This is a genomic window from Kribbella sp. NPDC050124, from assembly GCF_044460355.1.
In the GTDB taxonomy this organism is placed as follows: domain Bacteria; phylum Actinomycetota; class Actinomycetes; order Propionibacteriales; family Kribbellaceae; genus Kribbella.
In genome coordinates, this window is record NZ_JBITJU010000001.1 from 1,012,655 (window position 1) to 1,039,550 (window position 26,896).

General features: G+C 69.4%; 31 protein-coding genes. 18 read left to right on the forward strand and 13 right to left on the reverse strand.

What is annotated here, in order from left to right:
• Positions 1 to 26 precede the first annotated feature (26 nt).
• The 5 genes from ACIBL3_RS05100 to ACIBL3_RS05120 all read left to right on the forward strand — a co-directional run bounded on the left by ACIBL3_RS05100 (position 27) and on the right by ACIBL3_RS05120 (position 5,447).
• Positions 27 to 1,568: a helicase HerA-like domain-containing protein gene (locus tag ACIBL3_RS05100; RefSeq protein ID WP_396351873.1), complete on the forward strand. Its 1,542-nt coding sequence runs from the start codon at positions 27 to 29 to the stop codon at positions 1,566 to 1,568.
• A gap of 150 nt (positions 1,569 to 1,718) precedes the next feature.
• Entirely contained in the window at positions 1,719 to 3,020 is a 1,302-nt protein-coding gene (locus ACIBL3_RS05105; protein ID WP_396351874.1) for a diguanylate cyclase, read from the forward strand.
• Between the two features lie 63 nt (positions 3,021 to 3,083).
• The gene (locus tag ACIBL3_RS05110; RefSeq protein WP_396351875.1) at positions 3,084 to 3,617 is read left to right on the forward strand and encodes a SigE family RNA polymerase sigma factor; all 534 of its coding nucleotides are present in this window, start codon (positions 3,084 to 3,086) and stop codon (positions 3,615 to 3,617) included.
• Complete coding sequence (locus ACIBL3_RS05115) at positions 3,614 to 4,513, forward strand: hypothetical protein (RefSeq protein WP_396351876.1); 900 nt, start codon at positions 3,614 to 3,616, stop codon at positions 4,511 to 4,513. Before ACIBL3_RS05110 ends, ACIBL3_RS05115 begins: the two co-directional genes overlap by 4 nt.
• A gap of 64 nt (positions 4,514 to 4,577) precedes the next feature.
• Positions 4,578 to 5,447, forward strand: a complete 870-nt coding sequence (locus ACIBL3_RS05120; protein ID WP_396351877.1) for a hypothetical protein — start codon at positions 4,578 to 4,580, stop codon at positions 5,445 to 5,447.
• A gap of 102 nt (positions 5,448 to 5,549) precedes the next feature.
• On the opposite strand, the gene ACIBL3_RS05125 is transcribed toward ACIBL3_RS05120, so the two are convergent.
• Entirely contained in the window at positions 5,550 to 6,764 is a 1,215-nt protein-coding gene (locus tag ACIBL3_RS05125) for a hypothetical protein (protein WP_396351878.1), read from the reverse strand.
• Between the two features lie 177 nt (positions 6,765 to 6,941).
• Here ACIBL3_RS05125 and ACIBL3_RS05130 point away from each other — a divergent pair, with 177 nt between their 5' ends.
• Positions 6,942 to 7,457 (forward strand): SigE family RNA polymerase sigma factor, encoded by a 516-nt coding sequence (locus ACIBL3_RS05130; protein ID WP_396351879.1) that lies wholly within the window; start codon positions 6,942 to 6,944, stop codon positions 7,455 to 7,457.
• A complete protein-coding gene (locus tag ACIBL3_RS05135) occupies positions 7,457 to 8,449 on the forward strand; it encodes a hypothetical protein (RefSeq protein WP_396351880.1) in 993 nt (330 codons plus the stop codon). Before ACIBL3_RS05130 ends, ACIBL3_RS05135 begins: the two co-directional genes overlap by 1 nt.
• Before the next feature lie 42 nt (positions 8,450 to 8,491).
• Here ACIBL3_RS05135 and ACIBL3_RS05140 read toward each other — a convergent pair whose 3' ends face one another.
• Positions 8,492 to 8,998 (reverse strand): DinB family protein, encoded by a 507-nt coding sequence (locus ACIBL3_RS05140; RefSeq protein WP_396351881.1) that lies wholly within the window; start codon positions 8,996 to 8,998, stop codon positions 8,492 to 8,494.
• Positions 8,995 to 9,789 carry a helix-turn-helix domain-containing protein gene (locus ACIBL3_RS05145; RefSeq protein WP_396351882.1) on the reverse strand — a complete coding sequence of 265 codons (795 nt, stop codon included), beginning with the start codon at positions 9,787 to 9,789 and terminating at the stop codon, positions 8,995 to 8,997. The genes ACIBL3_RS05140 and ACIBL3_RS05145 overlap by 4 nt, the downstream gene beginning before the upstream one ends.
• Positions 9,790 to 9,906: 117 nt before the next feature.
• On the opposite strand from ACIBL3_RS05145, the gene ACIBL3_RS05150 reads away from it, so the two are divergent.
• Complete coding sequence (locus ACIBL3_RS05150; protein WP_396351883.1) at positions 9,907 to 10,263, forward strand: nuclear transport factor 2 family protein; 357 nt, start codon at positions 9,907 to 9,909, stop codon at positions 10,261 to 10,263.
• A gap of 3 nt (positions 10,264 to 10,266) precedes the next feature.
• Here the strand turns inward: ACIBL3_RS05150 and ACIBL3_RS05155 are convergent, their stop codons facing one another.
• Positions 10,267 to 10,998 carry an aminoglycoside phosphotransferase family protein gene (locus ACIBL3_RS05155; RefSeq protein WP_396351884.1) on the reverse strand — a complete coding sequence of 244 codons (732 nt, stop codon included), beginning with the start codon at positions 10,996 to 10,998 and terminating at the stop codon, positions 10,267 to 10,269.
• A 201-nt stretch (positions 10,999 to 11,199) separates the two neighbouring features.
• Between ACIBL3_RS05155 and ACIBL3_RS05160 the strand changes: the two genes are divergently transcribed.
• The 3 genes from ACIBL3_RS05160 (at position 11,200) to ACIBL3_RS05170 (ending at position 13,197) form a co-directional block, all read left to right on the forward strand.
• Positions 11,200 to 11,988, forward strand: coding sequence for a methyltransferase domain-containing protein (locus ACIBL3_RS05160; RefSeq protein ID WP_396351885.1), 789 nt, complete (start codon positions 11,200 to 11,202; stop codon positions 11,986 to 11,988).
• A gap of 338 nt (positions 11,989 to 12,326) precedes the next feature.
• The gene (locus ACIBL3_RS05165) at positions 12,327 to 12,452 is read left to right on the forward strand and encodes a hypothetical protein (protein ID WP_396351886.1); all 126 of its coding nucleotides are present in this window, start codon (positions 12,327 to 12,329) and stop codon (positions 12,450 to 12,452) included.
• Positions 12,445 to 13,197, forward strand: coding sequence for a hypothetical protein (locus ACIBL3_RS05170; protein WP_396351887.1), 753 nt, complete (start codon positions 12,445 to 12,447; stop codon positions 13,195 to 13,197). The genes ACIBL3_RS05165 and ACIBL3_RS05170 overlap by 8 nt, the downstream gene beginning before the upstream one ends.
• Before the next feature lie 152 nt (positions 13,198 to 13,349).
• On the opposite strand, the gene ACIBL3_RS05175 is transcribed toward ACIBL3_RS05170, so the two are convergent.
• From ACIBL3_RS05175 to ACIBL3_RS05185, 3 genes are all read right to left on the reverse strand, one after another.
• Positions 13,350 to 13,664 (reverse strand): hypothetical protein, encoded by a 315-nt coding sequence (locus ACIBL3_RS05175; RefSeq protein ID WP_396351888.1) that lies wholly within the window; start codon positions 13,662 to 13,664, stop codon positions 13,350 to 13,352.
• Positions 13,661 to 13,855 (reverse strand): hypothetical protein, encoded by a 195-nt coding sequence (locus tag ACIBL3_RS05180; RefSeq protein WP_396351889.1) that lies wholly within the window; start codon positions 13,853 to 13,855, stop codon positions 13,661 to 13,663. Before ACIBL3_RS05180 ends, ACIBL3_RS05175 begins: the two co-directional genes overlap by 4 nt.
• 279 nt (positions 13,856 to 14,134) lie before the next feature.
• Complete coding sequence (locus ACIBL3_RS05185; RefSeq protein WP_396351890.1) at positions 14,135 to 15,511, reverse strand: MFS transporter; 1,377 nt, start codon at positions 15,509 to 15,511, stop codon at positions 14,135 to 14,137.
• Positions 15,512 to 15,578: 67 nt separating this feature from the next.
• Here ACIBL3_RS05185 and ACIBL3_RS05190 point away from each other — a divergent pair, with 67 nt between their 5' ends.
• Entirely contained in the window at positions 15,579 to 15,995 is a 417-nt protein-coding gene (locus ACIBL3_RS05190) for a winged helix-turn-helix transcriptional regulator (protein ID WP_396351891.1), read from the forward strand.
• Here the strand turns inward: ACIBL3_RS05190 and ACIBL3_RS05195 are convergent.
• Positions 15,964 to 17,160 carry an MFS transporter gene (locus ACIBL3_RS05195; RefSeq protein WP_396351892.1) on the reverse strand — a complete coding sequence of 399 codons (1,197 nt, stop codon included), beginning with the start codon at positions 17,158 to 17,160 and terminating at the stop codon, positions 15,964 to 15,966. The two genes, ACIBL3_RS05190 and ACIBL3_RS05195, sit on opposite strands and share 32 nt — an antisense overlap.
• 67 nt (positions 17,161 to 17,227) lie before the next feature.
• Here ACIBL3_RS05195 and ACIBL3_RS05200 point away from each other — a divergent pair, with 67 nt between their 5' ends.
• Positions 17,228 to 17,647, forward strand: coding sequence for a helix-turn-helix domain-containing protein (locus ACIBL3_RS05200; RefSeq protein ID WP_396351893.1), 420 nt, complete (start codon positions 17,228 to 17,230; stop codon positions 17,645 to 17,647).
• A gap of 40 nt (positions 17,648 to 17,687) precedes the next feature.
• Positions 17,688 to 18,464, forward strand: a complete 777-nt coding sequence (locus ACIBL3_RS05205) for a GNAT family N-acetyltransferase (RefSeq protein ID WP_396351894.1) — start codon at positions 17,688 to 17,690, stop codon at positions 18,462 to 18,464.
• A gap of 62 nt (positions 18,465 to 18,526) precedes the next feature.
• On the opposite strand, the gene ACIBL3_RS05210 is transcribed toward ACIBL3_RS05205, so the two are convergent.
• The gene (locus ACIBL3_RS05210) at positions 18,527 to 19,102 is read right to left on the reverse strand and encodes a TetR/AcrR family transcriptional regulator (RefSeq protein ID WP_396351895.1); all 576 of its coding nucleotides are present in this window, start codon (positions 19,100 to 19,102) and stop codon (positions 18,527 to 18,529) included.
• Between the two features lie 37 nt (positions 19,103 to 19,139).
• Here ACIBL3_RS05210 and ACIBL3_RS05215 point away from each other — a divergent pair, with 37 nt between their 5' ends.
• Both ACIBL3_RS05215 and ACIBL3_RS05220 read left to right on the forward strand, forming a co-directional pair.
• The gene (locus ACIBL3_RS05215) at positions 19,140 to 19,520 is read left to right on the forward strand and encodes a nuclear transport factor 2 family protein (RefSeq protein ID WP_396351896.1); all 381 of its coding nucleotides are present in this window, start codon (positions 19,140 to 19,142) and stop codon (positions 19,518 to 19,520) included.
• Entirely contained in the window at positions 19,517 to 19,726 is a 210-nt protein-coding gene (locus tag ACIBL3_RS05220; protein WP_396351897.1) for a heavy-metal-associated domain-containing protein, read from the forward strand. Before ACIBL3_RS05215 ends, ACIBL3_RS05220 begins: the two co-directional genes overlap by 4 nt.
• Here the strand turns inward: ACIBL3_RS05220 and ACIBL3_RS05225 are convergent.
• Positions 19,705 to 20,247, reverse strand: a complete 543-nt coding sequence (locus tag ACIBL3_RS05225; RefSeq protein ID WP_396351898.1) for a dihydrofolate reductase family protein — start codon at positions 20,245 to 20,247, stop codon at positions 19,705 to 19,707. The two genes, ACIBL3_RS05220 and ACIBL3_RS05225, sit on opposite strands and share 22 nt — an antisense overlap.
• A 40-nt stretch (positions 20,248 to 20,287) precedes the next feature.
• The gene (locus tag ACIBL3_RS05230; RefSeq protein ID WP_396351899.1) at positions 20,288 to 22,777 is read right to left on the reverse strand and encodes a Tex family protein; all 2,490 of its coding nucleotides are present in this window, start codon (positions 22,775 to 22,777) and stop codon (positions 20,288 to 20,290) included.
• A 180-nt stretch (positions 22,778 to 22,957) separates the two neighbouring features.
• Here ACIBL3_RS05230 and ACIBL3_RS05235 point away from each other — a divergent pair, with 180 nt between their 5' ends.
• Positions 22,958 to 23,521 carry a hypothetical protein gene (locus ACIBL3_RS05235; protein ID WP_396351900.1) on the forward strand — a complete coding sequence of 188 codons (564 nt, stop codon included), beginning with the start codon at positions 22,958 to 22,960 and terminating at the stop codon, positions 23,519 to 23,521.
• Between the two features lie 46 nt (positions 23,522 to 23,567).
• Here ACIBL3_RS05235 and ACIBL3_RS05240 read toward each other — a convergent pair whose 3' ends face one another.
• Together ACIBL3_RS05240 and ACIBL3_RS05245 are read right to left on the reverse strand one after the other, a co-directional pair.
• A complete protein-coding gene (locus ACIBL3_RS05240) occupies positions 23,568 to 25,052 on the reverse strand; it encodes a DHA2 family efflux MFS transporter permease subunit (protein WP_396351901.1) in 1,485 nt (494 codons plus the stop codon).
• A 58-nt stretch (positions 25,053 to 25,110) separates the two neighbouring features.
• The gene (locus tag ACIBL3_RS05245) at positions 25,111 to 25,725 is read right to left on the reverse strand and encodes a DUF624 domain-containing protein (RefSeq protein WP_396351902.1); all 615 of its coding nucleotides are present in this window, start codon (positions 25,723 to 25,725) and stop codon (positions 25,111 to 25,113) included.
• A gap of 76 nt (positions 25,726 to 25,801) precedes the next feature.
• Here ACIBL3_RS05245 and ACIBL3_RS05250 point away from each other — a divergent pair, with 76 nt between their 5' ends.
• Positions 25,802 to 26,887 (forward strand): substrate-binding domain-containing protein, encoded by a 1,086-nt coding sequence (locus ACIBL3_RS05250; RefSeq protein ID WP_396351903.1) that lies wholly within the window; start codon positions 25,802 to 25,804, stop codon positions 26,885 to 26,887.
• The last annotated feature ends 9 nt before the right edge of the window (positions 26,888 to 26,896 follow it).

A 26,896-nucleotide genomic window follows, 5' to 3' on the forward strand; every position in this document is an offset into this window, starting at 1 on the left:
CGTCAACCGGGGAAAGGCACGCTGACATGGCCGAGACAGCCGACGTCGTGGAGACCGTCAAGCAGGGCTACGCGTTCGAAGGGGCCGCGATCGAGCTGGGCGCGCTGCTGGCCGGGGACGAACCCAAGCCGGAGGCGGCGGTCCGGATCCCGCTGTCGATGGTGAACCGGCATGGGCTGGTCGCGGGCGCGACGGGTACCGGGAAGACGAAGACTCTGCAGTTGATGGCCGAGCAGTTGTCCGCCGCGGGGGTCTCAGTCTTTGCCGCCGACATCAAGGGCGACCTTTCGGGCATCTCGCAGCCCGGCCAGGAGAGCGAGAAGCTGCTGGCCCGGACCAAGACGATCGGTCAGGAGTGGACGGCGACCGGGTTCCCGACCGAGTTCTACGCGCTCGGCGGCCAGGGCACCGGCATCCCGATCCGCGCGACCATCACGTCGTTCGGTCCGGTGCTGCTGTCCAAGGTGCTCGGGCTCAACGATGTCCAGGAGTCCTCGCTCGGCCTGATCTTCCACTACGCCGACAAGCAGGGCCTGACCCTGCTCGACCTGAAGGACCTGCGCGCGGTCATCACGCACCTGACCAGCGACGAGGGCAAGGCGGACCTGAAGGAGCTCGGCGGGCTGTCCGCGGCGACCGCCGGGGTGATCCTGCGGGCGCTGATCGGATTCGCCGACCAGGGCGCCGAGGCGTTCTTCGGCGAGCCCGAGTTCGACACCGCCGACCTGATGCGGGAACGCGACGGGAAGGGCGTCATCTCGCTGCTCGAGCTGCCGAACCTGCAGGACCGTCCGGCGCTGTTCTCCACCTTCCTGATGTGGCTGCTGGCCGACCTGTTCGACGACCTGCCCGAGGTCGGCGACGTGGACAAGCCGAAGCTGGTGTTCTTCTTCGACGAGGCGCACCTGCTGTTCAACGACGCGTCGAAGGCGTTCCTGGAGTCGATCGCGCAGACCGTCCGGCTGATCCGGTCGAAGGGTGTCGGCGTCTTCTTCGTCACCCAGACGCCGAAGGACGTGCCGGACGAGGTGCTCGCGCAGCTCGGTTCCCGGGTGCAGCACCAGTTGCGGGCGCACACGCCGAACGACGCGAAGGCGCTGAAGGCGACGGTGTCGACGTTCCCGAGCTCGTTGTACGACCTGGCGGAAGTGCTGACCCAGCTCGGGATCGGCGAGGCGATCGTGACGGTGATGAACGAGAAGGGCGCGCCGACGCCGGTCGCCTGGACCCGGTTGCGGGCGCCGCAGTCGCTGATGGCGCCGGCGACCGCCGAGCAGCTGACCGCCTCGGTGCAGGCGTCGGCGAACAACGCCAAGTACACCGAGGTGATCGACCGCGAGTCGGCGTACGAGAAGCTCGCGGCCAAGGTCCAGGCCGGCGCCGAGGCGGCGGAGGCCGAGAAGCAGGCGCAGGAGCAGGCCAAGCCGGAGCCGAGGCCGCGGGCCCAGAAGGAGGAGAAGTCGATGGTGGAGCAGGTCATCGGCTCGTCCGCCTTCAAGCAGTTCGCCCGCTCGGCCGGCCGCGAAATCGTCCGCGGTCTGTTCGGGGCGGCGCGCCGGCGGCGCTGAGGATTTACCTGTTCTGCAAGGGATTCCAGTCGTTTGATTCGTGATCAAACGACTGAATTCTCAACGAGTGTCCATCGTTTCCACATCGTCATCCACAGCGCGCCGCCGCCGATTGGGACCTGACGCCGACTCGTCGTACGGTGTCACGTGATGGTTGCGCAGAGTAGGCGAGCGATGCGGCAATGGGCGCTGTGGACCCTGACGGTCCCGGCGTTCGCTGTTGTCGTACTCGTCGACCTCGCCGCCGTCGGGTATGCCGTGCAGGCCTTCACCGGTCTGCCGAGTTGGCGCGGTCTCGACGTGGTCTTCGCGCTGACCGTCTCGGCGCTGATCTCGGTCGAGGGCGCGCGCCGGGTGGAGAACCGGCGCCGCCGGGGCGGCGCGCTGCACAAGGACCTGGCGCCGGCCTGGATGATCGCGGCCGCCATCGTGCTCCACCCCGCGCTGGCGATCCTGGTCGCCGTGCTGCTCCGGATCTGGTGGCGGATCCGGGCCGGCAAGTGCATCCCGTACCGCTGGGCCTTCTCGACCGCGGTGCACGTGCTCGCGGTCGGTGCCGCGCACGCCGCGTTCACCGCGGCTCATGACCTGATCGGCGGCGACGGGCTGGGCCTGGTCTTGTCGATGGTCGCGGCCGGGATGACGTACGTCGTCACCGACACCGTGCTGTGCGGTCTGGCGATCTCGCTGATCCTCCCTGGCAGCAGTTGGCGGGAGGCGTTCGGCGGCAAGGACGACCTGTGCACCGACGCGACGGCCGCAACCTTCGGGTGCCTGCTGGCGGCGGCCTGCCTGGTGAGCCCGTGGTTTGCGTTCGTGGCGATTCCGATCACGTTGACCGCGCAGCGGGCGCTGCTGCTCACGCAACTCGAGTCCGAGGTGCAGACCGACCCGAAGACGAGCCTGACCCGCGTCGACTGGTGGCGCCGGCGGACCGAGGAGCTGCTGCGCACCGCGCGAAACCAGAGCGAACCGATGGCGGTCCTGCTGATCGACATCGACCACTTCAAGCAGGTCAACGACCGGCACGGTCACCTGGTCGGCGACGAGGCGCTGCGCGCGGTCGCGACCATCCTGCGCAGCGCGATCCGGGCCAAGGACGTGATCGGCCGGTTCGGCGGCGAGGAGTTCGTGATCGCGCTGCCGGACACCGGGCTCGACGACGCGACCGTGACCGCGGACCGGCTCCGCAACGCGGTCGCCGCGAGCCCGCTGGCCGCGATGTGCGCCGGCGTCCTCGACGACCCGGACCTCGACCCGGACACCTTCCACCTCACCGTCTCGATCGGCGTCGCCGTCTACCCGGCCGACGGCATCACCGTCGACGGCCTGCTGCTGCGCGCCGACCGGGCGATGTACGCCGCCAAGGCCGCAGGCCGCAACCGCGTCCGCCTGGCCGCGGACGTCGTACCCCCGCCCCGTCCCGTGCCGGCTCCGGCCGCCGCTAGCTGATCCGGCAGAACCTTTCGGCCTGGTACGGCGTCCTGAGTGTGAGGGCTGCAGGACGGAGAGGGTATGGCGAGTCCGGGGAGTCGTGACGACGACTTCACCGCCTTTGTGCTGGCCAGGTCCGCGCGGTTGGTGCACTTCGCGCGGATGCTCTGCGGCGACGCCGAACTCGCGCAGGATCTGGTCCAGACGGCGTTGGAGAAGGCCTACCTGCGCTGGGAGCGGATCGAGATGGCCGACCCGTTCTGCTACGTCCGGCAGGCGGTCGTCAACCAGCACCTGTCCTGGGTACGGCGTCGTCCCTGGCGCGAGCAGCCGAGTGGCGACGCGGTGGAGCTCGACCAATACCTGGGTGCGTCGGTCGCCGATCCGGCCGGTGCAGTGGCTCGCCGGGTCGCGATCGGTGCTGCCCTGGCGACTCTGACCCGGCGCGAGCGGGCGGTCGTCGTACTGCGGTATGTCGAGGACCTGACGGAGAAGGAGACGGCGGCCGTCCTCGGGGTCGCGGTCGGCACGGTGAAGAGCGCGAACTCGCGGGCGCTGGAGAAGTTGCGCACGGCTCCGGAACTGAGCGGCCGGTACGTAGGAGAACGAGCATGAACGACGAGCGGAGAGTCACCCCCGAGGACGACCTGCGGGCCGCCCTCGCACCGGACGACACGATCACGCCGCTCGACCCGGCTCGGGTGATCGCGGGCGCACGCCGCCGCCGGAAGGTCCGCGGCCTGGCCACGGCCGGCGTCGCGTCGGTCGCGGTGCTCGCGGTCGCCGCCGGCGGCCTCTTGGCCAGCGACTGGACGCTCGGCACCGCACCCGAGCCCGCGGATCCACCCCTGGTCGTGTCGACCGAGCCGACGCCGACCCCTCGCCCGACACCTTTGCCGCCGACACCGTCGAACCTGACGCCCGGCGCGACCATCACGTCCGGATCAGGTGTGACGACACCGGGGCCGACCGCGTCCGACCCGCCGACCAGTCCGCCGACGCCGCCGACGGTGCCGAGTTGCCTGGTGGCCTCGAACGGCGAGCCGGCGCCCGGGCCGGCCGCCAAGCAGCGCGGCACACTGGGCAACAGCCTGATCGTCGTTGCTGACAGCAACTACTGGATGGCGTGCGACACCACGTTCCGGACGACCCCGTCGGCCCGGCGGCCGGCCAAGCTGCAGAGGCCGGCCGTGCAGGACAACGACGCGTTCGCGGTCGCGAACAACGTCATCGAGACCGCGGCCGGCCAGCGGGACTACTTCTGGGCGGCGGGGATGTTGCCCGCCGGCGTCGCGACCGTGCGGTACAGCTTCGTCGACGGAGCGGTCGTGGATGCCAAGGTCAGCAACGGTTTCTGGATGATGCGGCACGTCTCCACGCTGCCGCCCGGCGCCCACGATCTGGGCGATCGGGTCCGGGTGCAGTTGCTGTCGCCGACCGGCGCCGTACTGAACGACGTCCGGCTGAACTGGGGGACGCAGACCTGCGCCCAGATCAGCCACGGCTGCTGAGGCAGAACCTTTCCGGTCGCTTCGGGCGTCCTTCAGCCCGAACCGACCGGACGAGAGGGCAACGATGATCGAACAGAACCGGAAACGGCGGATGGTCAGGCTGCTGGTGAGCGGACTCGCCGTCGCCGCGGTGGCCGGCGTCGCAATCGCCGGTACGGCGGTGGCGCGCAACCGGGACTCGTCAACAGACACCGCGGCCGCGGGCGGACCGGACACCCCGGCCGTCACGCCGAGCCCAGCCGGCTTGGAGACGCCGTCCCCGACCCCGAGCAACCTCGCATCCCCAGAGCCCACGAATGCCGTGCCGACGCCGAGCCAGATCCCCAGCTCTGTTGGTGTCGCCAAGCCCGCTCCGACGAAGCGGGTCGAGCAAGCGCCGCCGGCCGATCCGGTCGCCGCCTGCAAGAGCTGGCTGAAGCAGGTCGCCACCGATCGTGGCGAACCCGTCCCCGGCGCCAACGCCAAGGTCGTCGCCCAGGTCAACGGCGCCCCCGGCACCGTCCTGATCCTTGCCGACAGCAAGTACTGGGCCGGCTGCGACACCGCCTTCGCCCGGAACGGCAGCGGCGAGGGCTCGATCCGGCAGCCCACGAAGATCGCCAAGCCCGCGCCCGGTGACGCCGAGGCGTTCACGGTCGCGAACAACCTGATCTCGATCAAGGGCAAGCAGTACGAGTACTACTGGGCCGCCGGCCAGCTGCCGTCGAACGTCGCGAAGATCTCCTACACGTTCCCCGACGGCAAGACCACCCAGGCCGTGATCAATGGCACCTACTGGGTGATGCAGCACCAGACTGCGACACCCTGGAAGGAAGGATCAGTCGAAGGCCCCCAGATCCAGGTCATCCTCTGGGCCCCCAACGGCCAGCCCCTCCGCAACTTCCTCCTCACCTGGGGCGAGGACACCTGCGCCCAGATCAGCCACGGCTGCTGAAGGTGGACCTCTGCCACTCACCAAGCATCGGTCGCACGCTCGCTGACCAGGTCAGCGAGCGTGCGACCGTGCTGTTGGGCGACGTTGGTGAGTGGTGGGCGTTCAGCAAGCGCCGAACGTTCCAGCCGACACCCATGCCTTGGCGACGTACATCCCCGGGTGCACCCGGAGCCAGACGTTGCTGGTGCCCTGCGAGCCGGTGACGCTCTGACCGGTCGTCTGGCACTCGACGGTCACCTGGGCGGACTTGCCCGCCATCCCGACGATCGCGCCGGACGAGCTGGCCGCGTTGCGCACGTTGAGGTAGCCGGACGAGATCGACACCGTGCCACGGCCGCCGTCCCCGGTCCACAGGTAGGTCACGTCGACCCACGCGTTGTTCGACAGCGCGAGCGCGTCCCAGAACGTCCCGTCCGCGAGATCGATGCCGGCCGGGTTCGCGACGGTCCGGCCGAACTGGTCCTTCCCGCCGTTGTAGCCGTCCTGGTACGCGGCCTGTGCTTCGGGCTTGCCCTGCGGCAGGTCCTTCCACATCTCGCGGGTGGCGCTCGGGTTCCAGTAGTCGTCCTTGGTGTTCCACGGGCCGACGTCCCACACCGGCTCGAAGGCACACCGCGACGCCGTACAGACCTTGACCGAGTAGGTGCCGGAGCCGTTCGCGGACAGTCCGCGGCGCGACGGCAGGGCGACGAAGTGGTCGCGGTTCACGATCACGTGGCCGTTGGCCGTCGTACCACCGACCAGGCCTTCGCGGGTGGCGAAGACGCGGGACTTCAGCGGCGCGGCCTGGATCGTCATCCGGCTCGGGTCGACCTTGTCGGTCGGCTGGACCGTCACGTCGCCGACCCACGGGCTGCCGCCGGACGGTGGTGCGCTGACGATGATCCGCAGTTGGACCTGGTCACTGGTGCCGGGCAACGCGGTCGGCGTACCCGCCTTCGCCGGGGTCCACTCGGTCCACTTGTCCTTGACCCAGGCCCGTACGTCGACCTCCGCCGACGAACCGTCCGGCGTGCCGGACGTGTAGCCGACGACGACGGCCGACGTGGCCGCGTCGAAGCGGACCGGAGTGAGCTCGGCCAGACCGTTGCGCTGCTTGATCTCGCTGGAGCCGATGGCGGCCGGGGCGTCGCCGAGGATGATCCGGCTGCCCTCGACCTTCACGTTGCTGGATCCGGCCACGGGCTGGGCCGTGACGGCGACCGGGTCGGCGGTGCCGGCGGCGGTGCTGGCGGCGGTGCTTTGCAAGGTGGCGGTGAAGATCGCGAGCGTCGCGGCCAGACCGGCCGTGAGCTGCACACATCGGGTGATACGCATGGGCGGTTACCTCCGGGGCGGTGAAGGTGTTGCTGCGCTTCTCGACCCAATGTGACAAATCAACCTGGCCTCTGTACAGCCCGTCAATAAATTTCTTCGAAGGAGTTGGTGTACGGACAGAACCTGATCGATCACCCAGCGGGTTTGGACCGGTGTGACAAAGGCAGAGGAGATTCGATGACCCGGACCGCGGACGCCGACTTCGAGCGCTTCGTGTTGGCACAGTCGACCCCCTTGCTCCGCTTCGCGGAGATGTTGTGCGGCGATCGGCACACCGCCGAGGACCTGGTGCAGCAGGCGTTGATGCGGTCCTATCCGAAATGGCACCGGCTGGACGGTGACCCGTTGCGCTACGTACGCCGGGTCCTGGTCAACCGGTTCCTCTCCCAGTCCCGGCGGCGCTGGAACAACGAGGTTCCCAGCGACCCGGTGGTCAACGACTGGGACCAGCGAGCGGTGGCGGACTTCGCCGGCGACGTCCAGACCAGGGAGGCCGTGCTCTCGGCGCTCGCGGGTCTGACGGTGCGGGAGAGAGCCGTGGTCGCGCTGCGCTACTCGCAGGATCTCTCCGAGGCCGAGACTGCCGAGCTGCTGGGCATGGCAGCCGGGACCGTGAAGAGCACGGCATCCCGCGCCCTGGCCAAGTTGCGGCTGGCACCCGACCTGATCGAAACAGGAGTTGGAGGACACTGATGAGTGACGAGCAGCGGGTACGCAGCGCTCTCGAGTACGACCTGGAGCCCTGGCAGCCGAACGCGGCCGACCTGATGCGCCGCGGCAAGCGGCTGGCCTGGCTCCGCCGAGGACTGGCCGCGGCGGGCGTCACCGCCTTGGCCGGAACCGTTGCCACGGTGTCCGCCGCGGTCGGCGGTCCCACCGCCGCGAAGAACCTGCTGGCCGGTGACGGCAAGCCGTCCGTCCCGGCTGTGGTTCCGGCCGAGACCCCGACGCCGTCGGTCGACCCGACCTGCCTACCGGCGAAGCCGGCCTTGCCGAAGGTCACCATCTCGGTGCACAAGACGATCGACCCGAACCAGCAGCCCTCGGTCCCGGCGAAGCCGACCCTGCCGTCGGTGAAGCCGTCCCTGCCTGGTACGCCGAGCATCCCGGGCGGCATGCCGACGCCGCCGAACGCCACGCCGTCCCTGCCGTCGAAGCCCACGGACAAGCCGAGCATCCCGGCCATCCCGACCAAGACGCCGGCGCTGCCCGGCACACCGTCGATCCCGACCGGCAAGCCCAGCCTGCCGTCCAAGCCGACCCTGCCGCCTGTGCCGTCGGTGCCGACGACCAAGCCGTCGCTGCCGTCGGTGGCGGTCCCGAGTGAGAAGCCTTCGCTTCCGTCAGCCAAGCCGTCGGTGCCGGGCAAGCCGGTCGCGACGCCGACCCTGCCGGACTGCGTGCAAGGCGTTCCGCCGGAGAAGCCGTCCGTGCCGGCGCCGAAGCCGACGCTGCCGGGCAAGCCCTCGCTGCCGACCCCGAGCACCAAGCCGACCGCGCCGAAGCCGGCTCTGCCGACCGTGACGGTCTCCGGCGGCGTGAAGATCACCGTCGACCCGGGCACGCAGCCGAAGTACCCGACGACCAAGCCGTCCTTCCCCACCACGAAGCCGAGCATCCCCACGGAAACCCCGAGCTTCCCGTCCACGTTCCCCACCGGCCACCCCTCCTCACCCAGCCGGTAGGGCACCCCGGGTGGTCACCGGCGAGTAGGCGAATGCGAGTCCCTACTCGCCGGTGGCCCCATCCGCGAGTTCGCGGACGATGTCGAGATGCCCGGCGTGCCGCGCGTACTCCTGCAACACGTGGAAGAGGATCCAGTTCACCGTCGGCCGTTCCTCGCCGAATCGGCCGCCGGTCGCAGCACGGGTGGCGGGATCCACTCCGGTCATCAGGCGCCGGGTGGACTCGCCACCCGCGTGCAACCGGGCGAGCAGCCCGGCCAACGTCTCGTCGGGCCCGACCGACCACCGGCCTTCCGGGTCGGTACCGGAGTCACCCCACGGCTCGTCGACCTGCTCGGCGGCGAACCCCCAGCGCAGCCAGCGGCGCTCCATGAACACCAGGTGCTTCAGAAGCTCCAGCGGCGTCCAGCCCGAGGGCAGCCGGCTGGACCTCAGCTCGGCTTCGGTCATCCCGGTCAGCTTGGCCTCGATCACCCCGCGGTAGTAGTCGAGGAACCCGAGGTGCAGCTCGATCGTGTCACCGAGCTCTTCCGGCGGCGGCAGCGTCATGCCAGCCCTCGCAGGAAGTCGCCGGTCGGCTCGTCGGCCGGGTAGAACGACTCGATCATCAGCTCCGACACGGTGACGTCGAGTGGCGTGCCGAACGTCGCGATCGTGGTGAGCAGCGACAACTCGTGCCCCTCGTGCCGAAGATTCATCGGTACGACGACCTCGGCCGGCCCGGGGTGGACCGGCTGGTCACCGGCGGCGTATCCGCGCAACTCGTCGTACAGGTCCTGGAGCTCGGGATCCGCCGTACTGGAGACCTGGCGCTGCAGGCTGGCGAGAGCGGCGGCGCGGACCTCGGCCGCGTTGGTCAGCCGACGGGCCATGCCGTCCGGGTGCAGGGTGAGCCGGAGCGCGTTGATCGGAGCCTTGAGCAACTTCTCGTCGACGTCGGTGGTGAAGATCGCGATCCCGGCGTTGTGCTCGACGATGTTCCACCAGCGGTCGACCACGAGCGCCGGGTACGGCTCGTGCGCCTTCAGCAGGCGGCGCAGCGTCGTACGGATCGCGAGCATCGACGGTGAGTGCAGGGACGCCTCGCTGAAGATCGGCGCGAAGCCACCGGCCAGCAGCAGCTGGTTGCGGTCCCGCAGCGGTACGTCGAGTTGCTCGGCCAGCCGGAGCACCATCTCGCGGCTCGGCTTCGACCGCCCGGTCTCGACGAAGCTCACGTGCCGGGTGGACACCTCGACCCGGTTCGCCAGCTCGAGCTGACTCAGCCGGCGGCGCTCCCGCCAACCGCGCAGCAGCTCGCCCACTGGGCGCTGGAACGTCTCCTCGATCGTCACTGCCATGCTCCGACCGTAACCGGTGGGGTGGTCGCCGCCATTACCTCCGGCGTCATCGACCGGGTACGGCGTTCGGCGGCAGGGTTCTGGTCATCAGGAGATACCGACTCAGGAGGACACACCATGAGCACTCTGGCCGACCAGTACTTCGCCATGTGGAACGAGGCCGACGCCGACCGCCGGGCCGCGTTGATCGAGGCGAACTGGGCCGCCGACGGGACGTTCGTCGACCCGAGCTTCGAGGCCACCGGCCACGACGAGCTGAACAAGCTGGTCGGCGGCGTCCAGCAGATGTTCCCGGGTCTGGCCTTCGTCCGGATCGGCGAGATCGACGAGCACCACAACTACCTGCGCTGGACCTGGCACCTGAAGGCCGAGGGTCAGGAGCCGGTCGCCGGCGGCACCGACATCGTGCTGCTGACCCCCGACGGCCGGATCCAGCGCGTGATCGGCTTCCACGACTTCGCCCCCGCGCACTGAACGTCAGAATGTCGAGATCAGGCGGGCGCAGCGGACGGGGTCCTCGGTGAGGCCGGCCGAGAGGCCCCAGAGCCAGTAGTCCACCGCGCGGAAGACGACCCAGTCGCGGGCACGGTCCCGGTCTAGGGCGGCTTCGCGGACGGCGATGTCGAAATGCGCGGCGATGTCGGTCATCTCGTCGAGGCGGGTCCACAGCACCCGGGCGAGGTCGTACGTGATGTCGCCGCGCATCAGGACCGGATCGACCGTCAGCCACTCCTCGCGCGTCCCGGCGAGCACCTGGTCGGAGTGCAGGTCACCGTTGACCGCAACGTTCGACGTGGTCGTGGCGAGCTGAGGCGCGACGGAGAGCGCCTCGCGCAGGATGCCGACGTCGAACGGCCGGCCATGCCGCTCCCACTGGGCTTCCAACTCCGCCGCCCGCCTGGTCACCACCTCCGTGGTGTGCGGCGCGTCGTCCGGCGCCGGCACCGCCAGCCGGCGCATCAACTGCCCGAGTACGGCGACCGCCTCGTCCACCGGCCTGGTCGTCAACGGCGTCGACAACCGCTCCAGCAACATCGCGCCGGCCTCGACGTCAGCGTCGTACAGCAGGACCATGCCCCGCCCGTCCCACCACCGCAGTGCCCCGGCCAACTCCTCGACCTCACGCCCCGGCGGCGACATCCGCAGCACCCGGTCCGCCCCCACCGGCACCACGATCGCGTTCGACCCGTACGCAACCTCCCCACTCACCGCCACCCCCCAAGCCGCAGACTGCCTCTCCACCGCCCCCGGCAACCCAGCCAGCCACTCCTTCCCTTCCCTCCACCACCGCGGCATACCGACAAACCCTTCAGGCACCTCGATCATCTGCCCCAAGCTAGCCCGGGGCAGATCGGTATGCCCCTCAATTAGCCCTGTCCGCCCGGCGGTCGGCGGACCATGATGTGGGGCATGGGCGGAGATGGGTTGGAGTTCGATCCGGGGATTTCGCGACAGGTGGAGGTGGTGTACACCGCGCCGGATGTGGTGGAGCAGCGGCGGGTGGTTCGGGCGGCGCTGGCGTTGCGGCCGGGGGATCGGGTGCTGGACGTGGGGGTCGGGCCCGGGTTGCTCGCGGCGGAGATGGCTCCGGAGGTCGGGCCGGACGGGCGGATCTGTGGGATCGATGTCAGCGACAGCATGCTGGACCTCGCGCGGACCCGGGCCGAGGTGCCCGGCGGACCGCGGATCGAGCTCGAGCCGGGGTCCGCGACGAACATTCCGTACCCGCCGGAAAGCTTCGACGTGGTCGTCTCCACCCAGGTCTTCGAGTACGTCGACGACCTAGCCGGTGCATTGGAAGAGGTACGGCGAGTGCTCCGGCCGGCGGGTCGCGTCGTACTGCTGGACACCGACTGGGACTCGGTGGTGTGGCGGTCGAGTGACGACGCCCGGATGCAGCGGGTGCTGACCGCGTTCGAGGAGCACCTGGCCGATCCACATCTGCCGCGCACGCTGGGCGACGTACTGCAGAAGAGCGGTTTCACGCTCACTCACCTGCAGGTGGTGCCGATGCTGAACGCCGGGTACGACGCGCGCACGCTGAGCGCCGGCCTGATCGACATCATCGCCGAGTTCGTGTCCGGCCGGGCCGGGGTCACCGCGGACGAGGCGCGCGCGTGGGCCGACGACCTGCGGGCGCTCGGGAGCAGCTACTTCTTCAGCCTGAACCGGTACCTGTTCGTCGCGTCCGCACTCTGAACACGTCCGCACTCTGAACAAAAGGTCCGAACTCGGCGGGCGCACCCTGGGATACGCCCGCCGGGGCCGGTCGTTCTCCCGCCCCTCAGTGGGAGAACTCGCGGCTCGGTGAACACCACCCATGCCCGAATGGCACTGACCGAACCGCGGGACGACCTACAGGTACCCCAACCGGGGCGGATCATACCTGTCGGCACGCGGATCTGCGCGGGATCTTCACATTCATCGAACCTTCGGTGCCCAGAAGGACGTTTACCGCGACCCCGGGCCCGCCTACGCTGTACGGCGATTCCGGGGCCGGGGGAGGCCACGGGACGTGACCGGGGGAAGGATGAGGCATGTCGAACCTGTTCGACGACGAGTTGACCGACGACGACCTGGACGAACTGGAGGCGCTCGGCGCCGCGGAGGACGCGGACCTGATCCTCGCGGCGTTCCCGGCCGAGGAGCCGGCCGATGCCTGAGGCAAGGATCGTCTGGCGAGGCACGCAGCTGAACAAGCGGACCGTGGCGATGGTCGAGGCCGCGGAGAAGCTGTACAAGTCGAAGTTCGCGATCCTGCAGGGGTCGTACAACGCCGGTGGCGTGGCCGCGTCGGCCGGCACCCACGACGGCGGCGGCGCGGTCGACATCGACGTCGCCTCGAAGAGCGCGGCGCAGCGCCAGGCAGTGGTCAAGGCGCTCCGGCAGGTCGGGTTCGCGGCCTGGCTGCGGACGCCGGCGCAGGGCAACTGGCCGTATCACGTGCACGCGATCGCGGTCGGTGACAAGGATCTGTCCCGGGGTGCGGCGCACCAGGTCGCGGAGTACCGCCGCAAGCGCAACGGGCTGGCCAACCGGGGCAAGGACGACGGCCCGGCCGGGTACTACGGGATGACCTGGGAGCTCTACCTCAAGGCACACCCGCCGGCCCAGCCGGTGCCCGACTCGACCATCTCGCTCGGCGCGATGGCGCACGCGCGGACGCACGACGTGATGACCGGCGAGTGGGGCGCGGACCGGGCCCGGGTGATCGCCTGGGCGGCGCACCCGAAGGTCGGCGCGATCACGCAGGCGGAGACGGTGCCGCCGAAGGGCGTGCCGTGGCATCTGCACTTCCAGCGGGTGATCCGCAAGGTGCAGCTGCACTTCAAGCTCGAGGTCACCGGCGTCTTCAACTCCGCGGTCGCGGCGGTGATGACGCGCTACGGCTACAAGATCGTCGCCTGACCCGACCAACGGCAAGGCCCCACCGGTAGCAGCCGGTGGGGCCTTGGTTGGTCCACTACCGCCCGAGCATCCTCGGTGCAGCTGTGGAGGTGGAGAGCGGAACCGACGCCGATGCAGGGGTCAAGACGTCAGCTCCGCTTGCCTGTGTGGAGTTATCTCGAGTCGACCGACCAGACCTGCGCCTGGTGGAACTCGAGGTGTTGCCGCATGGCCGCCGGGGTGCCGACCGAGCCGAGGTGGTTCATCGTCGGTACGACGACGGCGCGGACCTCGGTCCGCTTCACCTCCTCGAGCAGTGCGTGGAAGGCTGCGGACTCGGCCGCGTCGCGCTCGGTGTACACGGTGCCGAGGGTGAACCCCTCGGCGCTGGCGAAGGCGGCGAGTGAATCCGTCGCCGCGGCCAGCTCCTCCGCGCAACTGAGCGCGTCGGCCCGGACGTACCCGAGCACCGTCGGCCGGGTGGTCATCGTCCCGGCTCCGCGGTGTGGTCCACCAGCACCGGCTCGCTCGTCACTCGGAGGGAGGCGAACCGCCGCCGCATGGCTTCCTCGTACTGCGCTGCCTGGTCCGCTGTGGCGGTGTGGTCCGCGATCGGGTGAGCGCCGAACCAGACTCGCACGCGGCGGTGCGAGGCGGGGGTCTCGAGCGTCTCGGTCATCAGCGTTCCTTTGGCAGTCTCGGTCGGCGCCCCGGACGGCTTTGTCCGGCGCTGAGAAAAGAACACAACACCCGCAGGTCCCTCCGGAACAGTTCCGAAGGGACCTTTACAGAGCCCTAACGCAGAGTAGGGGAACCCTACGAACCTGCTGGTCAGAGCGGGTGCAGCGGACTGGACTGGACCACTGAAATTGTTCTGTCAAGAATGTTTGCAGGAATTTGCAAATAACGATTCGGCAGCGCTGCTCTTTCGACCAGGACCGAAATATATGACGTCCTGCTAACCGTTTGCGCTCACCTGTTTACGCACCGGTATCGAAACTATGATTCCGAGCACGGCTGCCGCCAATGGAACCACCAGCCCGTTGCGGAATCCCTCGACCGTGAGCTCGTCTGCAGCGGTCAGTACGGCGGCCACGACAGCCAGCCCGAACGCCGCCCCGAACTGGAACGACGTCGTGAGTACGCCGCTCGCCAGCCCCTGCTCGTCCTCCGGCACCCCCTCGGTCGCCGCGATCGTCAACGGCCCGTAGGCGAACGCGAAGGCGAGCCCGAGCAGCAGGAACGCCGGCAGCATGACCGCAAAGTTCGATCCCAGTGGCAGGAACGCCGCGTAGGCGACTGCCGCGAGGATGAAGCCGCCGAACACCACCCGCCCATTGCCGAAGCGATCTACCAACCAGGGCGTGAGCGTCGGCGCGAGCACCGAGTCGATGCCGATCACCATCAACGCCAGCCCGGTCTCCAGCTCGGACCAGCGCAGCAGCTCCTGCAGGTACAGCACAGCCACGAACTGGAACCCGACGAACGAGCCCACGAGCAAGATCGCGCCGAGGTTGGCCCGGATCAGTGCCGAGTTCCGCAGCAGTCCGAGCCGGATCAGCGGAGAGGCGCAGCGCTTCTCGATCGCCACGAAGGCGGCCAGCAGAGCCAGGCCGCCGATACCGGTCGCCAGGGTCTGCGCCGACGACACGTCCGGCGCCCGTACGACGGTTGCCACCACCAGCAACATGGCGCCGGTCAGGGTGAGGGCCCCGGGGATGTCGAAGCTCTGGCGGGGCTGGGTGTTCGGGGCGTCCCGCGGGAGCAGCGCGATTGCCCCGGCCAGGATCGCCGCCGAGACGATCACCGGTGCGAAGAAGACCCAGCGCCAGTCGATCGCGGTGAGCAGGCCGCCGGTAACCATACCCAACGAGAATCCACCGGCGGCGGTACCGGCGTACACGAGCAGGGCTTTGGTGCGTTGCGGTCCCTCGGGGTATGTCGTGGTGATGATGGACAGGCCGGCCGGGGTCATGAAGGCGGCGGCGACGCCGGTGACGAAGCGGGCCAGGATCAGCACCCAGCCCTCGGTGGCGAATCCGCCGAGTCCGCTGAACAGCAGGAACACCCCCAGCCAGCCGACGAACATCCGGCGGCGTCCGAGCAGATCCGCGGCGCGGCCGCCGAGCAGCACGAATCCGCCGTAGCCGAGCGCGTAGGCGCTGACGATCCACTGCAGTTCACCGGTGGCCAGGCCGAGCTCGGCCCGGATGGACGGCAGCGCGACGCCCATCATCGAGACATCGATGCCTTCCAGGAAGATCGCGCCGCAGAGCACGAACAGAACGGCCCAGGCGCGGCCGGTGAGCCGCTCCTGGGTGACGGTTGACGACACGAAAGTCTCCTTCGAGATCATGGTTACCTCTTGTAACTGACCCCATCTTCAGGAACCATCGGGAGTTGTGGAAGAAGGCACTTCAAAGGAACCGAGTTACTCCTGCTGCAATGAGGAGGCGTTCCAGTGGGACACCCGCGAGGACTGTGAGGTCCGGCAGATCCTGGACCGGATCGGCGACAAGTGGTCCCTGCTGGTGATCGCGCTGCTGGACAACGAGTCGATGCGGTTCACCGAGCTGAAGAAGACGATCGACGGGATCAGCCAGCGAATGCTCACCGTGACCCTGCGCCAACTCGAGCGCGACGGTCTGGTCAGCCGGACCGTCTACCCCGTCGTGCCGCCGCGGGTCGACTACGAGCTCACCCCGCTCGGCGTCACCCTGCACGCCACCATCCAGTCCCTGGTCACCTGGACCGAGACCCACCAGTCCGAGATCGCGGCCGCCCGGGCTAGGTACGACGCGTCAGCGGCGCCCGTGTGAAGTTCGCCGGATGACCCGGTACGGCGACCAGCGTCAGAGCTCCCGCAAGTACGGCGAATGCCGCGAGCGCGTTGAGCGTGAGGGGTAGTCCGAGGACCAAGGTCAACGCGGGGGCGGCGAGCGCGCCGATGAGAAGGGCGAGGGAGTCGGCGGCGAAGAAGAGCGCCCCGACGCGACCGAGCATGCCTGTCGGCGCGGTCCGCTGGATGGCCGTTTCCGCCGTGATCAGCAGGATGCTGCCGGGGAGGCCGATCAGTGCCGCGGCGGCGATCGCCCAGGGGACGCTCGGGGAGTTGAAGAGGGCGAAGTAGCCTGCTGCGTTCGCGAGCTGGGTGACGACCAGCAGGTCGCGAATCTTCAGCCAGGTAAGGGCTTTCGTGCTCAGGGCGGCGCCGATCAGGTACCCCGCGCCGAGGCCGGAGATCAAATAGCCGAGCGCGTATCCGGGCGCGTGCAGGCGGTCGACGGTGAACGGGACGAGCAGTGCGGTGAGGCCGGCGTTCGCGGTCAGGAAGACTGTTTGGCCGAGCAGAACTCCACGCAGCGCCCGGTGTCCGGCGACGTACTTGAAACCGGCGAGTGGGCTGTCGAAGCGCTCCGTGGTCGCGTGCCGGCGGGTGTGGACAGTCGCGATGATTGCCGCAGACAACAAGTAGCTGACGATGTCGACGGCCAGGACGAACTCGATCCCGGGCCCGGCCAGCAGGAGAGCGCCGAGCGGTGGGGCGGCGAGCCGGATTGCGCTGCCGGTGAAGGCGTTCAGGGAGTTGGCGGCGGCGAGTTCGTTGCCGGTGCCAACGACTGCGGGGAGCAGTGCCCGGGAGGCGGGACGGAAGACGGTGGTCGCCGTACTCTCGATCAGGATGGCCAGGTAGATCGGCCAGATCCGGCCGGTGTCGGCGAACAGGATGAGCGCGACCGCGGCGGCGCTGACCAGGTCGGCGATCCACATCGCCCGGACCAGGTCGCACCGGTCGAGCAGGACGCCGGCCCACGGCCCGACGAGCAGGGCCGGAAGTGCCTCCAGGGCGAGCGCGAGCCCGGTCGCCACCGGGGATCCGGTCAGGTCGTAGACGTGGAACGGGATCGCGACGATCAGCAGCCAGGTCCCGATCCCGGAGATGCCGTTGCCGATCCACAGCCGGCGGAAGTCGCGGTTCCTCACGATCCGGCAAACTATCCTGACGAGATAGGTCTTGGCAAGAGTGTTCTGTGAGAATAGGCTGGCGGATGTGGAACTGGGTGAAGAACTGCGCGAGCGCCGCAAGGCAGCCGGTCGCACGATCGCGTCGGTCGCGGTCGACGCCGGCTTGTCCGTCCCGTACATCGCCAACCTCGAGAACGGCCGCGGCAACCCGACAGTCTCCGCCCTCGACCGCCTCGCGACCGCTCTCGGCGCCCAGTTGGACGTGCGAATCTCTCCCGGACCGGTGGCGCCGCCCGCCTCGGTTGGCGCGGATCTCCTGGCGGCTTCGCCTCGAGCCGATGGCGTGATTGCGGCGGTCGCAGCCGCGCAGTCCGGGCCCCGTGCGGCGGTCCGAGCCGGGCTGGTCGAGACCCTCGACTCGCTGGCCGCCGTACTCGGTCGTTCGCCGTCGACCGCCGATCTCGACCGTCTCCTCGACCTGCTGCTGCTCGCGGACCGGGGATAACCGGTCGAGTGGTGTGGTGCGCGAGTCGTAAGGTCCGGGTATGGAGATCGGTGCGCGGATTGCCGCGGCTCAGTTGGCCGGATTGTCGAGGTCGAAACGTCAGGTGGTGGCCGGGCCTCTGGTGGGGCTGCTGCACGACAGTGATGCCTGGTACCTGTCCTCGATGCTGGCGGCCGAGCCCGGCAAGCCGTTCGACCCGGACGAGGTCCCGTGGGCGGTCGCGACCATCCGCCAGGCGTTCGCCGCCGAAGGCCGCTGGCTGAGTGCCGAGCTCGTGGACGAGGCCAACCCCGGCCTGGCCGAGGCCCTCGAGGCGCAGGGGATGACGATCGTCTCCCGTCCGCCGCTGCTCGCGGTCGAGCCCGCGGACCTGCAACTTCCTGAGCTGGCGGACGGCGTCACCGTCGAGGTGACCACGACCGACGAGGCTCAGGCCGAGGCGAACACGGTGTCCGCCGACGCGTACGACATGCCCGGCGCCGACTTCGGCCGGCATGGTGACCCGGTCGACGGCGGGACTCTGCTCGTCCGAGTCGACGGTGTGGCCGCCGCGAGTGCCTCCTGGACCGCGATCGCGGACGCCGTCACCGAGGTCGCCGGCGTCGGCACCATCCACACCCACCGCCGCCGTGGTCTCGGCGCGATCGCCACGGCGTACGCGACCCACTACGCCTTCACCCTCGCCGGCGCCACTCTCGCGTGGCTCACCCCCGGCGACGACGGCGCCGACCGCATCTACCGCCGCCTCGGCTACACCCCCACGGCCACCGCCGTCCACCTAGGCGACCCAGGCGGCCATCTCACCGACCTCCGCTGACCCGCTGCGCTTTGAGGCCCTTGGACTTCTGGCCGAGCCCCCGCACGGCAGCTGGAACGGTCCTAAGGTGCGAGCAGGCGGATGACGCTGGTGCGGAGTGCCGCTGCGGCCTTCCTCGTCGGCAGGCGGTTGGCACCCGCTGCCTCGCCTGCTGCGTGCCCGAGGGCGATGAGGGCCGAGACCAGCCACGCGACGGGCAGTTCGCGACTGATCTCACCGGCGCGCTGACCGCGACGGATCAGCCGTTCGAGCCGCTCGGCCACTGGTCCGTGGCGCTCGTCCTGCTCTGCCGACAGCGGTAGGTGCAGGAGCAATGGGTGCTGCTCGAATCCACGCCAGCCCACGTCGAGCAACGCGAGTACCCCGTCCAACGCCGGTCCGTGGTCGAGTTCGAGCGCGTCGATCGCCGCGATGGTCTCGCGGGTGAGCTCGTCGACAACCGCGTTCAGCAGTAGGTCGCGAGACGGGAAGTGCGCGTACACCGTCTGGCGTGTGACTCCTGCCGCCGCTGCGACGCTCTCCATGCTGGCGTCGATCCGCTCGTCCAGCAGCGCGATCGCGGCTGCCAGCACCGCGCCCCGGCTCCGGTCCGCGTCCGCTCTGCGCCGTCTCCGCCGTACCGGCTCTTCCTTTGACACCTTGTCAAGGTTAGCGGAGCGAGTTAGCTTTGACAGTATGTCAGATTTAAGTGCGCGGGAGTACGTCGCCGACTTCTTCGACTCGTTCACCCGGGAGATTGTCGCGGGCGGCGACGCCGGGACAGTCGTGGATCGCTACTACACACCGGAGATCGAGCAGGTCGCCGACGGCGTGACGTTGGACCGGCAGCGGCTGATCGATCACCTGCGACCGGTGCGGAAGAACCTGGTGGCCTGGAAGTACGACGTGCACGAGGCGATGCGATCGGGCGATCGGTTGGCCGCACGGTTCACGGTGCATGCGGAGCTGCGGCGGGGACGGACGATCTCGACCGAGGTGTACCTGTTCGGCGAGGTGGCCCCGGACGGGAGGATCCGACGTACGACGCAAGTGACGCGGGATGTGAGCGAGCGATGAGCACTCAGGAGTTCCGTGTGCTCGGGATGAGTTGCGGGCACTGCGCTCGCTTCGTGACCGAGGAGCTCGAGACGCTGCCCGGGGTCGAGTCAGTGAGCGTCGACCTGCCCACGGAACTGGTCACGGTGGTGAGCGAGCGCGAACTGGAGGCGGCTGCCGTGCGGGCGGCGGTTGAGGCGGCTGGCTACGAGGTTGTCGGTCGGTAGATCAGCAGGATGATGCCGGAGTCGAAGGACTGCGTGTCTGTCAGTTGTAGGGACTGCGGAGAGTCTTCCGGGAAGAGGTGGCGGCCGGTGGCGACGACGGTCGGGTAGACGAAAAGTCTGTACTCGTCGACGAGGTCTGCTGCGATCAGTGCGTGCGTGAGGCTGATGCTGCCGGTGCAGACGATGTCTCGGCCTGGCTCGGTCTTGATCCGTCGTACGTCGTCCAGGTTGCGCAGGACCGTGGTCGGCTGCCAGCCGGGATCCTGCAGCGTGGTTGAGACGACGTACTTGTGCACCTGGTTCAGGTACGCCGTGACGCCGGTCTTGTCGTCGGTCTGCCGGGGCCAGAACTCCCGCATCGACTCGAACGTCAGCCGCCCGGTGAGGAACCCGTCCGCCCGCGCGGCCTGCTCGTTCAGTACGTCGAGCAGGTCCTGACCACCGCCGCCCGGGTCGAACCAGTCGCCCGCCTCGATGACGCCGTCCACGGTGATGTTCTGGGTGACGATCAAATCCCGCATCAGCACTCCTCCCTGCAGAGCCGACCGCCACCCGTGGACATCAGCGGACCGTGAAGCCCGCCTTCCGGAATGCATCGGCGAGCGAGGTCTCGTCCATCGGGGTCTCGGGCTGCGCACCGCCACGACCACCCTGACCGCCCGGGCCACGCCCACCACGGCCCTGACCACCGGACCCGCGACCGCCGCCCTGACCGCCGGACCCGCGACCGCCGCCCTGTCCACCGCCCTGTCCGCCGGGCCCGCGACCACCTTGACCGCCGGACCCACGACCGCCCTGTCCGCGACCACCTTGGTTGCCCTGGTTCCCGCCGCGCGCGCCGCGGTCGCCCGGGCGTCCGCCCGCGCCGGCGCCGGGCTCGTCGTCGAGGCGCAGGGTCAGCGAGATCCGGTTCCGCGGGATGTCGACCTCGAGCACCTTCACCTTGACGATGTCACCGGGCTTGACGACCTCGCGCGGGTCCTTGACGAAGTTCTTCGACAGCGCCGACACGTGCGCCAGCCCGTCCTGGTGGACGCCGATGTCGATGAACGCGCCGAACGCGGCCACGTTGGTGACCTGGCCCTCCAGCCGCATCCCCGGCTTGAGGTCGGCGATCTTGTCCACGCCCTCGGCGAACACCGCGGTCTTGAACGCGGGCCGCGGGTCCCGGCCCGGCTTCTCCAGCTCGGCCAGGATGTCGGTCACCGTCGGCAGCCCGAACATGTCGTCGACGAAGTCCGCCGCCTTGAGCCGCTTAAGCTCCGCCGACCCGATCAGCGCCTTCACGTCCGAGCCGGTCGCGTCCAGGATCCGGCGGACCACCGGGTACGCCTCCGGGTGCACGCTGGACGCGTCCAGCGGGTCGTCGCCGTCGGGGATCCGCAGGAAGCCGGCCGCCTGCTCGAACGCCTTCGGGCCGAGCCGCGCCACTTCCTTCAGCGCGGTGCGCGACTTGAACGGCCCGTTGACGTCGCGGTGCTGGACGATGTTGTCGGCCAGCCCCTGTGTGATGCCGGAGACCCGGGTCAGCAGCGGCGCGGACGCGGTGTTGAGGTCGACGCCGACCGCGTTCACACAGTCTTCGACGACCGCGTCGAGCGAGCGGGACAAGGCGTTCTCGGCGAGGTCGTGCTGGTACTGGCCGACGCCGATCGACTTCGGGTCGATCTTCACCAGCTCGGCCAGCGGGTCCTGCAGCCGGCGGGCGATCGAGACCGCGCCGCGCAGCGACACGTCCATCCCGGGCAGCTCCTGGGAGGCGAACGCGGACGCCGAGTACACCGACGCGCCGGCCTCGGAGACGACCGCCTTGGTCAGCTTGAGCTCGGGGTGCTTGGCGATCAGCTCCGCCGCCAGCTTGTCGGTCTCGCGTGACGCCGTCCCGTTGCCGATGGCAATCAGCTCGACGTTGTGCGCGGCGGCCAGCGCGGCCAGCGTGGCGATCGACTTGTCCCACTGGTTCTGCGGGACGTGCGGGTAGATGACGCCGGTGTTGACCACCTTGCCGGTCGCGTCCACCACCGCGACCTTCACGCCGGTGCGGAAGCCCGGGTCCAGGCCCATCGTCGCCCGGGTGCCGGCCGGGGCGGCCAGCAGCAGGTCGCGCAGGTTGGCCGCGAACACCCGGATCGCCTCGTCCTCGGCGACCTGCCGCAGCCGCATCCGCAGGTCGATGCCCAAGTGCACCAGGATCTTCGTCCGCCAGGCCCAGCGGACCGTCTCGACCAGCCACTTGTCCGCCGCGCGGCCCTGGTTCTCGATGCCGTTGGCGCGGGCAACGGTCGTCTCGTACTCGGTCGGCCCGTCAGCCTCGACACCGGCCGGGAGCGGCTCGACGGTCAGCGTGAGCACGTCCTCCTTCTCGCCGCGGAACATGGCCAGGATCCGGTGCGACGGCATCTTGGTGAACGGCTCGTCGAAGTCGAAGTAGTCGGAGAACTTCGCGCCCTCGGTCTCCTTGCCCTCCCGGACCGTCGAGGCGAGCCGGCCCTGCACCCACAGCCGCTCGCGCAGCTCACCGATCAGGTCGGCGTTCTCCGCGAACCGCTCGACCAGGATGGCCCGCGCGCCGTCCAGCGCGGCCTGCGGGTCGGCCACTCCGGCCTCGGTGTTGACGAAGACCGCGGCGGCCGCGAACGGCTCGACGTCCGGGTCGGCGAGCAACCCGTCGGCGAGCGGCTCGAGCCCGGCCTCGCGGGCGATCATCGCCTTGGTACGGCGTTTGGGCTTGAACGGAAGGTAGATGTCCTCGAGCCGCGACTTGGTGTCGGCGGCAATGATCTGCTCCTTCAGCGCGTCGTCCAGCTTGCCCTGGCTCTCGATCGACTCGAGCACCGTCTGCCGGCGCTCCTCCAACTCGCGGAGGTACCGCAGGCGTTCCTCGAGCGTGCGCAGCTGCGCGTCGTCGAGCATCCCGGTGACCTCTTTGCGGTACCGCGCGATGAACGGAACCGTCGACCCCTCGTCGAGCAGCGCCACCGCTGCCCGGACCTGGTTCTCGCCGACCTCCAGCTCACTGGCGATCCGCTGCTCGACCGACTGCACCACCACTGTCCGATTCCCCTCTACCGACTACCTGCCCGGGCGACCCGCACCCGCGTGGCCCATATCCTTCCCCATCCCACCCCCCACTTCGAAACCCGATACCCCACCCTGTGGACATCTTCCGTGCAATGATCACGCCACGGCCTGGGAGGAACACATGGCGCAGTTCGATACGGCGGTACGCCGATGAGCCGGGAGAACGAATCCCGGGGTCGGTGGCCGACGTGGATCGCGCTGCCCGCAGTCGTCCTGATCGTGCTCGGAGTCCTGGTGCTCGTGGACGTCTCGTCCCGGCAGCGGCTGAGCCGCGAGCTGCTCGACTACGGGATCGAGACGGTGGCCGACTCGGTCCAGGTCGAGGTCACCGGAGGCGCGGGCCGTCCGGCGATCGGCGAGGTGCGGGTCGACTTCACGGCCGGCGGAGTGGACCGGATCCGGACCAACCTCGACCACATCCAAGGTGATCGCCAGGGCATGCCGGAAGGTGTGCAGACACCGGCTCCCGGCACTCGCTACGCCCCGCCGCTGCATCTCGTCTACCGCCAGTCCGAGCCCACGAAGGCGCTGGCTCGCGTCGACGCGGAGAAGTGGGTCGCGGACAAGAACACCTCTCGCCTGGGCCTCGGCCTGGTCGGCAGCGGGTTGGCACTCGTCCTGCTGGCCATGCTGTTGCTGACCATCGGCGCCCGCCGCCGCGGCCTGGCCTGGTGGCAGTGGTACGCGGAGACCCACGCCAAACACCGCAAATAGACGACCTCCCCACACATGCGATGTGCGGGGAGGTCGCCGTACCTCGTCAGGCTGCTTCCAGAGCAACTTCCTCGGGAGCAACCTCAACCGGCTGCTTGGCCGGGCGCATCAGGGTGCAGGCGATGACCACCGCGGTGGCCACGATGACGGCTGCGATCGCGAACGACAGGTGGTAGCCGGAGGTCAGTGCGTCCAGCGGAGCCCTGCCCGCCGCGTCCAGCCCGGCGGTGCGGGTGGCGGACAGAGTGGCCAGGACCGCCAGGCCCAGGGCAGCGCCGACCTGCGCGGTGGTGCCGATCAGCCCGGAGGCCAGGCCCGCGTCCTCGGGCTTCACGTCCGCCATCGACAGACCCATCAGGGCTGGGAAGCAGACACCGGCGCCCAGACCCAGCAGCACCAGCACGGGCAGCACGTGGACGAAGTAGTTGCCACCGACCGGCGCCTGGGTGAACAGGGCCAGCCCGGCCACGATCAGCACCAGTCCGGCGATCAGCGGGCGGCGCGGACCGAACCGCATCACCAGCTTGTCCGAGTACCTGACCGACAGCAGGCCCATCACCACGGTCGTCGGCAGGAACGCCAGTCCGATCTCCAGAGCGTCGTACCCGAGCACCCGCTGCAGGTAGAGCGAGCCGAGGAAGAAGATGCCGAACATCCCGGAGCCGGTCAGCGCCTGCACCAGGTTCGCACCGGTCAGGTTGCGGGAGCGGAAGATCCGCAGCGGCACCAGCGGGTTGGCGGCGGTGGCCTCACGGACGATGAACGCGGCCAGCAGGACAACGGTGACCAGGCCGAGCACCAGCGTGCGCGGTGCGGTCCAGCCCTCCTCGGCGGCCGGCTTGACGATGGTGAAGACGCCGACCATCAGAGCGGCGGTGATCAGTACGGCGCCCGGCACGTCGGTCCCGCGACCGAGACCCAGCCCCTTGTCCTTGCCGATCAGACGGACGGCCAGTACGGCGGTCAGCGCGCCGATCGGCAGGTTGACGAAGAAGATCCAGTGCCAGTTGATCGCCTGCGTCAGCACACCGCCCGCGAGCAGGCCGATCGAGCCGCCGGCCGACGCGACGAAGGCGTAGACGCCGATCGCCTTGGCCTGCTCCCGCGGCTCGGGGAACAGCGTCACGATCATGCCCAGGATCACCGCGGACGTCAGCGCGCCGCCGACACCCTGGATGAAACGGGCGATCACCAGCACCTCCTGGGACTGCGCGAGCCCGCACAGCACCGAGGCGGCGGTGAAGACGATCAGTCCGCCGACGAAGACGTTCCGGCGGCCGAGCAGGTCGCCGAGCCGGCCGGCCAGCAGCAGCAGGCCGCCGAAGGCGATCAGGTAGGCGTTCACCACCCAGGCGAGGGAGGAACTGGTGAAGCCGAGGTCGTCCTGGATGGCCGGCAGGGCCACGTTCACCACGGTGACGTCGAGCACGATCATCAACATGCCCGCACACAGCGTGTAGAGCGCCAGCCAGCGCGAGCGGCCGCCCTGCGCGGCCTGCGTCGTCGACAGGGTTTCGGTCGTCGCGTGCATTCCGGTTTCTCTCCTTGGTCCGAAGGGGCCTTACACCTCTACGTCGAACCAGGACCGGTCAGATTGACACGTCCGCCGAAGTTTTTCTGGCCGGCCTCGACATCCAGTACGCGATCAGCGCCGGGACCAGGCCGGATCCGACCACGAACAGGGTCACGACCTGCGACACCAGGGCGAACCAGGTGAACAGCGCGACCACACCGCCGGCGACCGGCAGCGACCGGCGGAGCAGGAACAGGTTCGCGGACCGGAACAGGCTCTTCGTGGTCGTCTCGTCACCGGCTTCGGGGAGTACGGCGAGCGCACTCAGGTAGAGGCCGACGATCATCCCGGTCAGTGGGATCAGCACTGCCAGCGCGAAGATCCGCACCACGCCGTCGCTGTACGCCCAGAACGCCAGGCCGAAGGCGAGCGCGATCCCGCCGAAGTACAGCCCCAGTCCGGTCAGCCAGAACCGCCGGAAGGCCCAGCGGAACTGCTGGAAGAAGTGCCGCAGCAGCGCCGGACGGTCCTGGCTGATCGCGTCCGGGAGCACCCGCTGCATCGCGAACGCGGCCGGGAACAGCGTGACGATGCCGACGCTCAGGACCAGGAAGACCAGTTGCAGCAGGAGCAGGTCGCCGATCATCGTCAGCTTCGCCAGCACGGCGTTGGTCCGGCCCGCGTTTTCCACTGGCTGCCTCCTCGTTCCGCGTGAGCGTGTGTTGATCGTATGATCACGATCAATCACGCGACCATCAGGGGACTGCATGCTTCAACCGGAGCGCCACGAGCTGATCCTGCGGAGCCTGCGGCGGCACGGCCGGCTCCGGGTGGCCGAACTGGCCGCCGAGCTGGGCGTTTCCGCGATCACAGTACGCCGGGACCTCGCCGAGCTGGACTCCGCCGGCCTGCTCCGCCGAGTGCACGGTGGCGCGATCGGGGCCAGCCCGGAGGGTCGGGCCGGCCAGGGCAGTCAGCTCACGATCGGCATCGTGGTCCCGAGCGCGGCGTCGTACTACTCCGACGTGATCCGCGGTGCCGAGGCGATGGCCGACCGGTACGGCGCCCGCCTCGTGCTCGGCGTGTCCGGGTACGACGCCGACAAGGAGCGCGAGCGGATCGACCGGGTGCTCGGGGTCGGGGTGGCCGGGCTGCTGATCAGCACCGCGCTCGGTGACGGCGACGCCGACCGGCTCGGGTCCCGGCTGGACGAGATCGACGTACCGGTGGTGCTGATGGAGCGGGCCTTCGGGTTCCCGCAGGTGGCGCGCGAGTACGACCACGTCCGCACCGACCACGCGTACGGCGCGATGCTCGCGCTGCGGCACTTCGTGAAACTCGGGCATCGGCGGGTCGCGATCAACCTGCAGGCGACGGTGACGGCGCACTGGCTGCGGCGCGGGATCGAGGCAGCCGCGTCCGCGCTGGACGTCGAGCTGTTCCTGTCCCCGGTGGACCTGCCGGCGCACGGGGAGGATCCGGCCGCGGTGGCGCAGCTCGACGCGTTCCTGGCCGAGTGCGAGTCGTTCGGCAGCCGGGCGGTGCTGGTGCACTCCGACGAGCACGGCGCACGGCTCGTCGAGCGGGCGATGGAGCGGGGGCTCCGGGTGCCCGAGGACCTCGCCGTCATCGCGTACAACGACGTGACGGCTGCGCTGGCCGTCGTACCGCTCACTGCTGTCTGCCCGCCGAAGTTCGCGCTCGGCGAGATGGCCTGCGAGCTCCTGTTGCGCAAGCTGCAGGCCGGTCCGGGCCCGGTGCAGCACCTCAGCCTGCTGCCCGACCTGAACATCCGGACGTCCTGTGGGGCGGCGCTCAGCCTGGAACCGGGCATCGCTTTGTTCCGGAACTGATCGATAGTG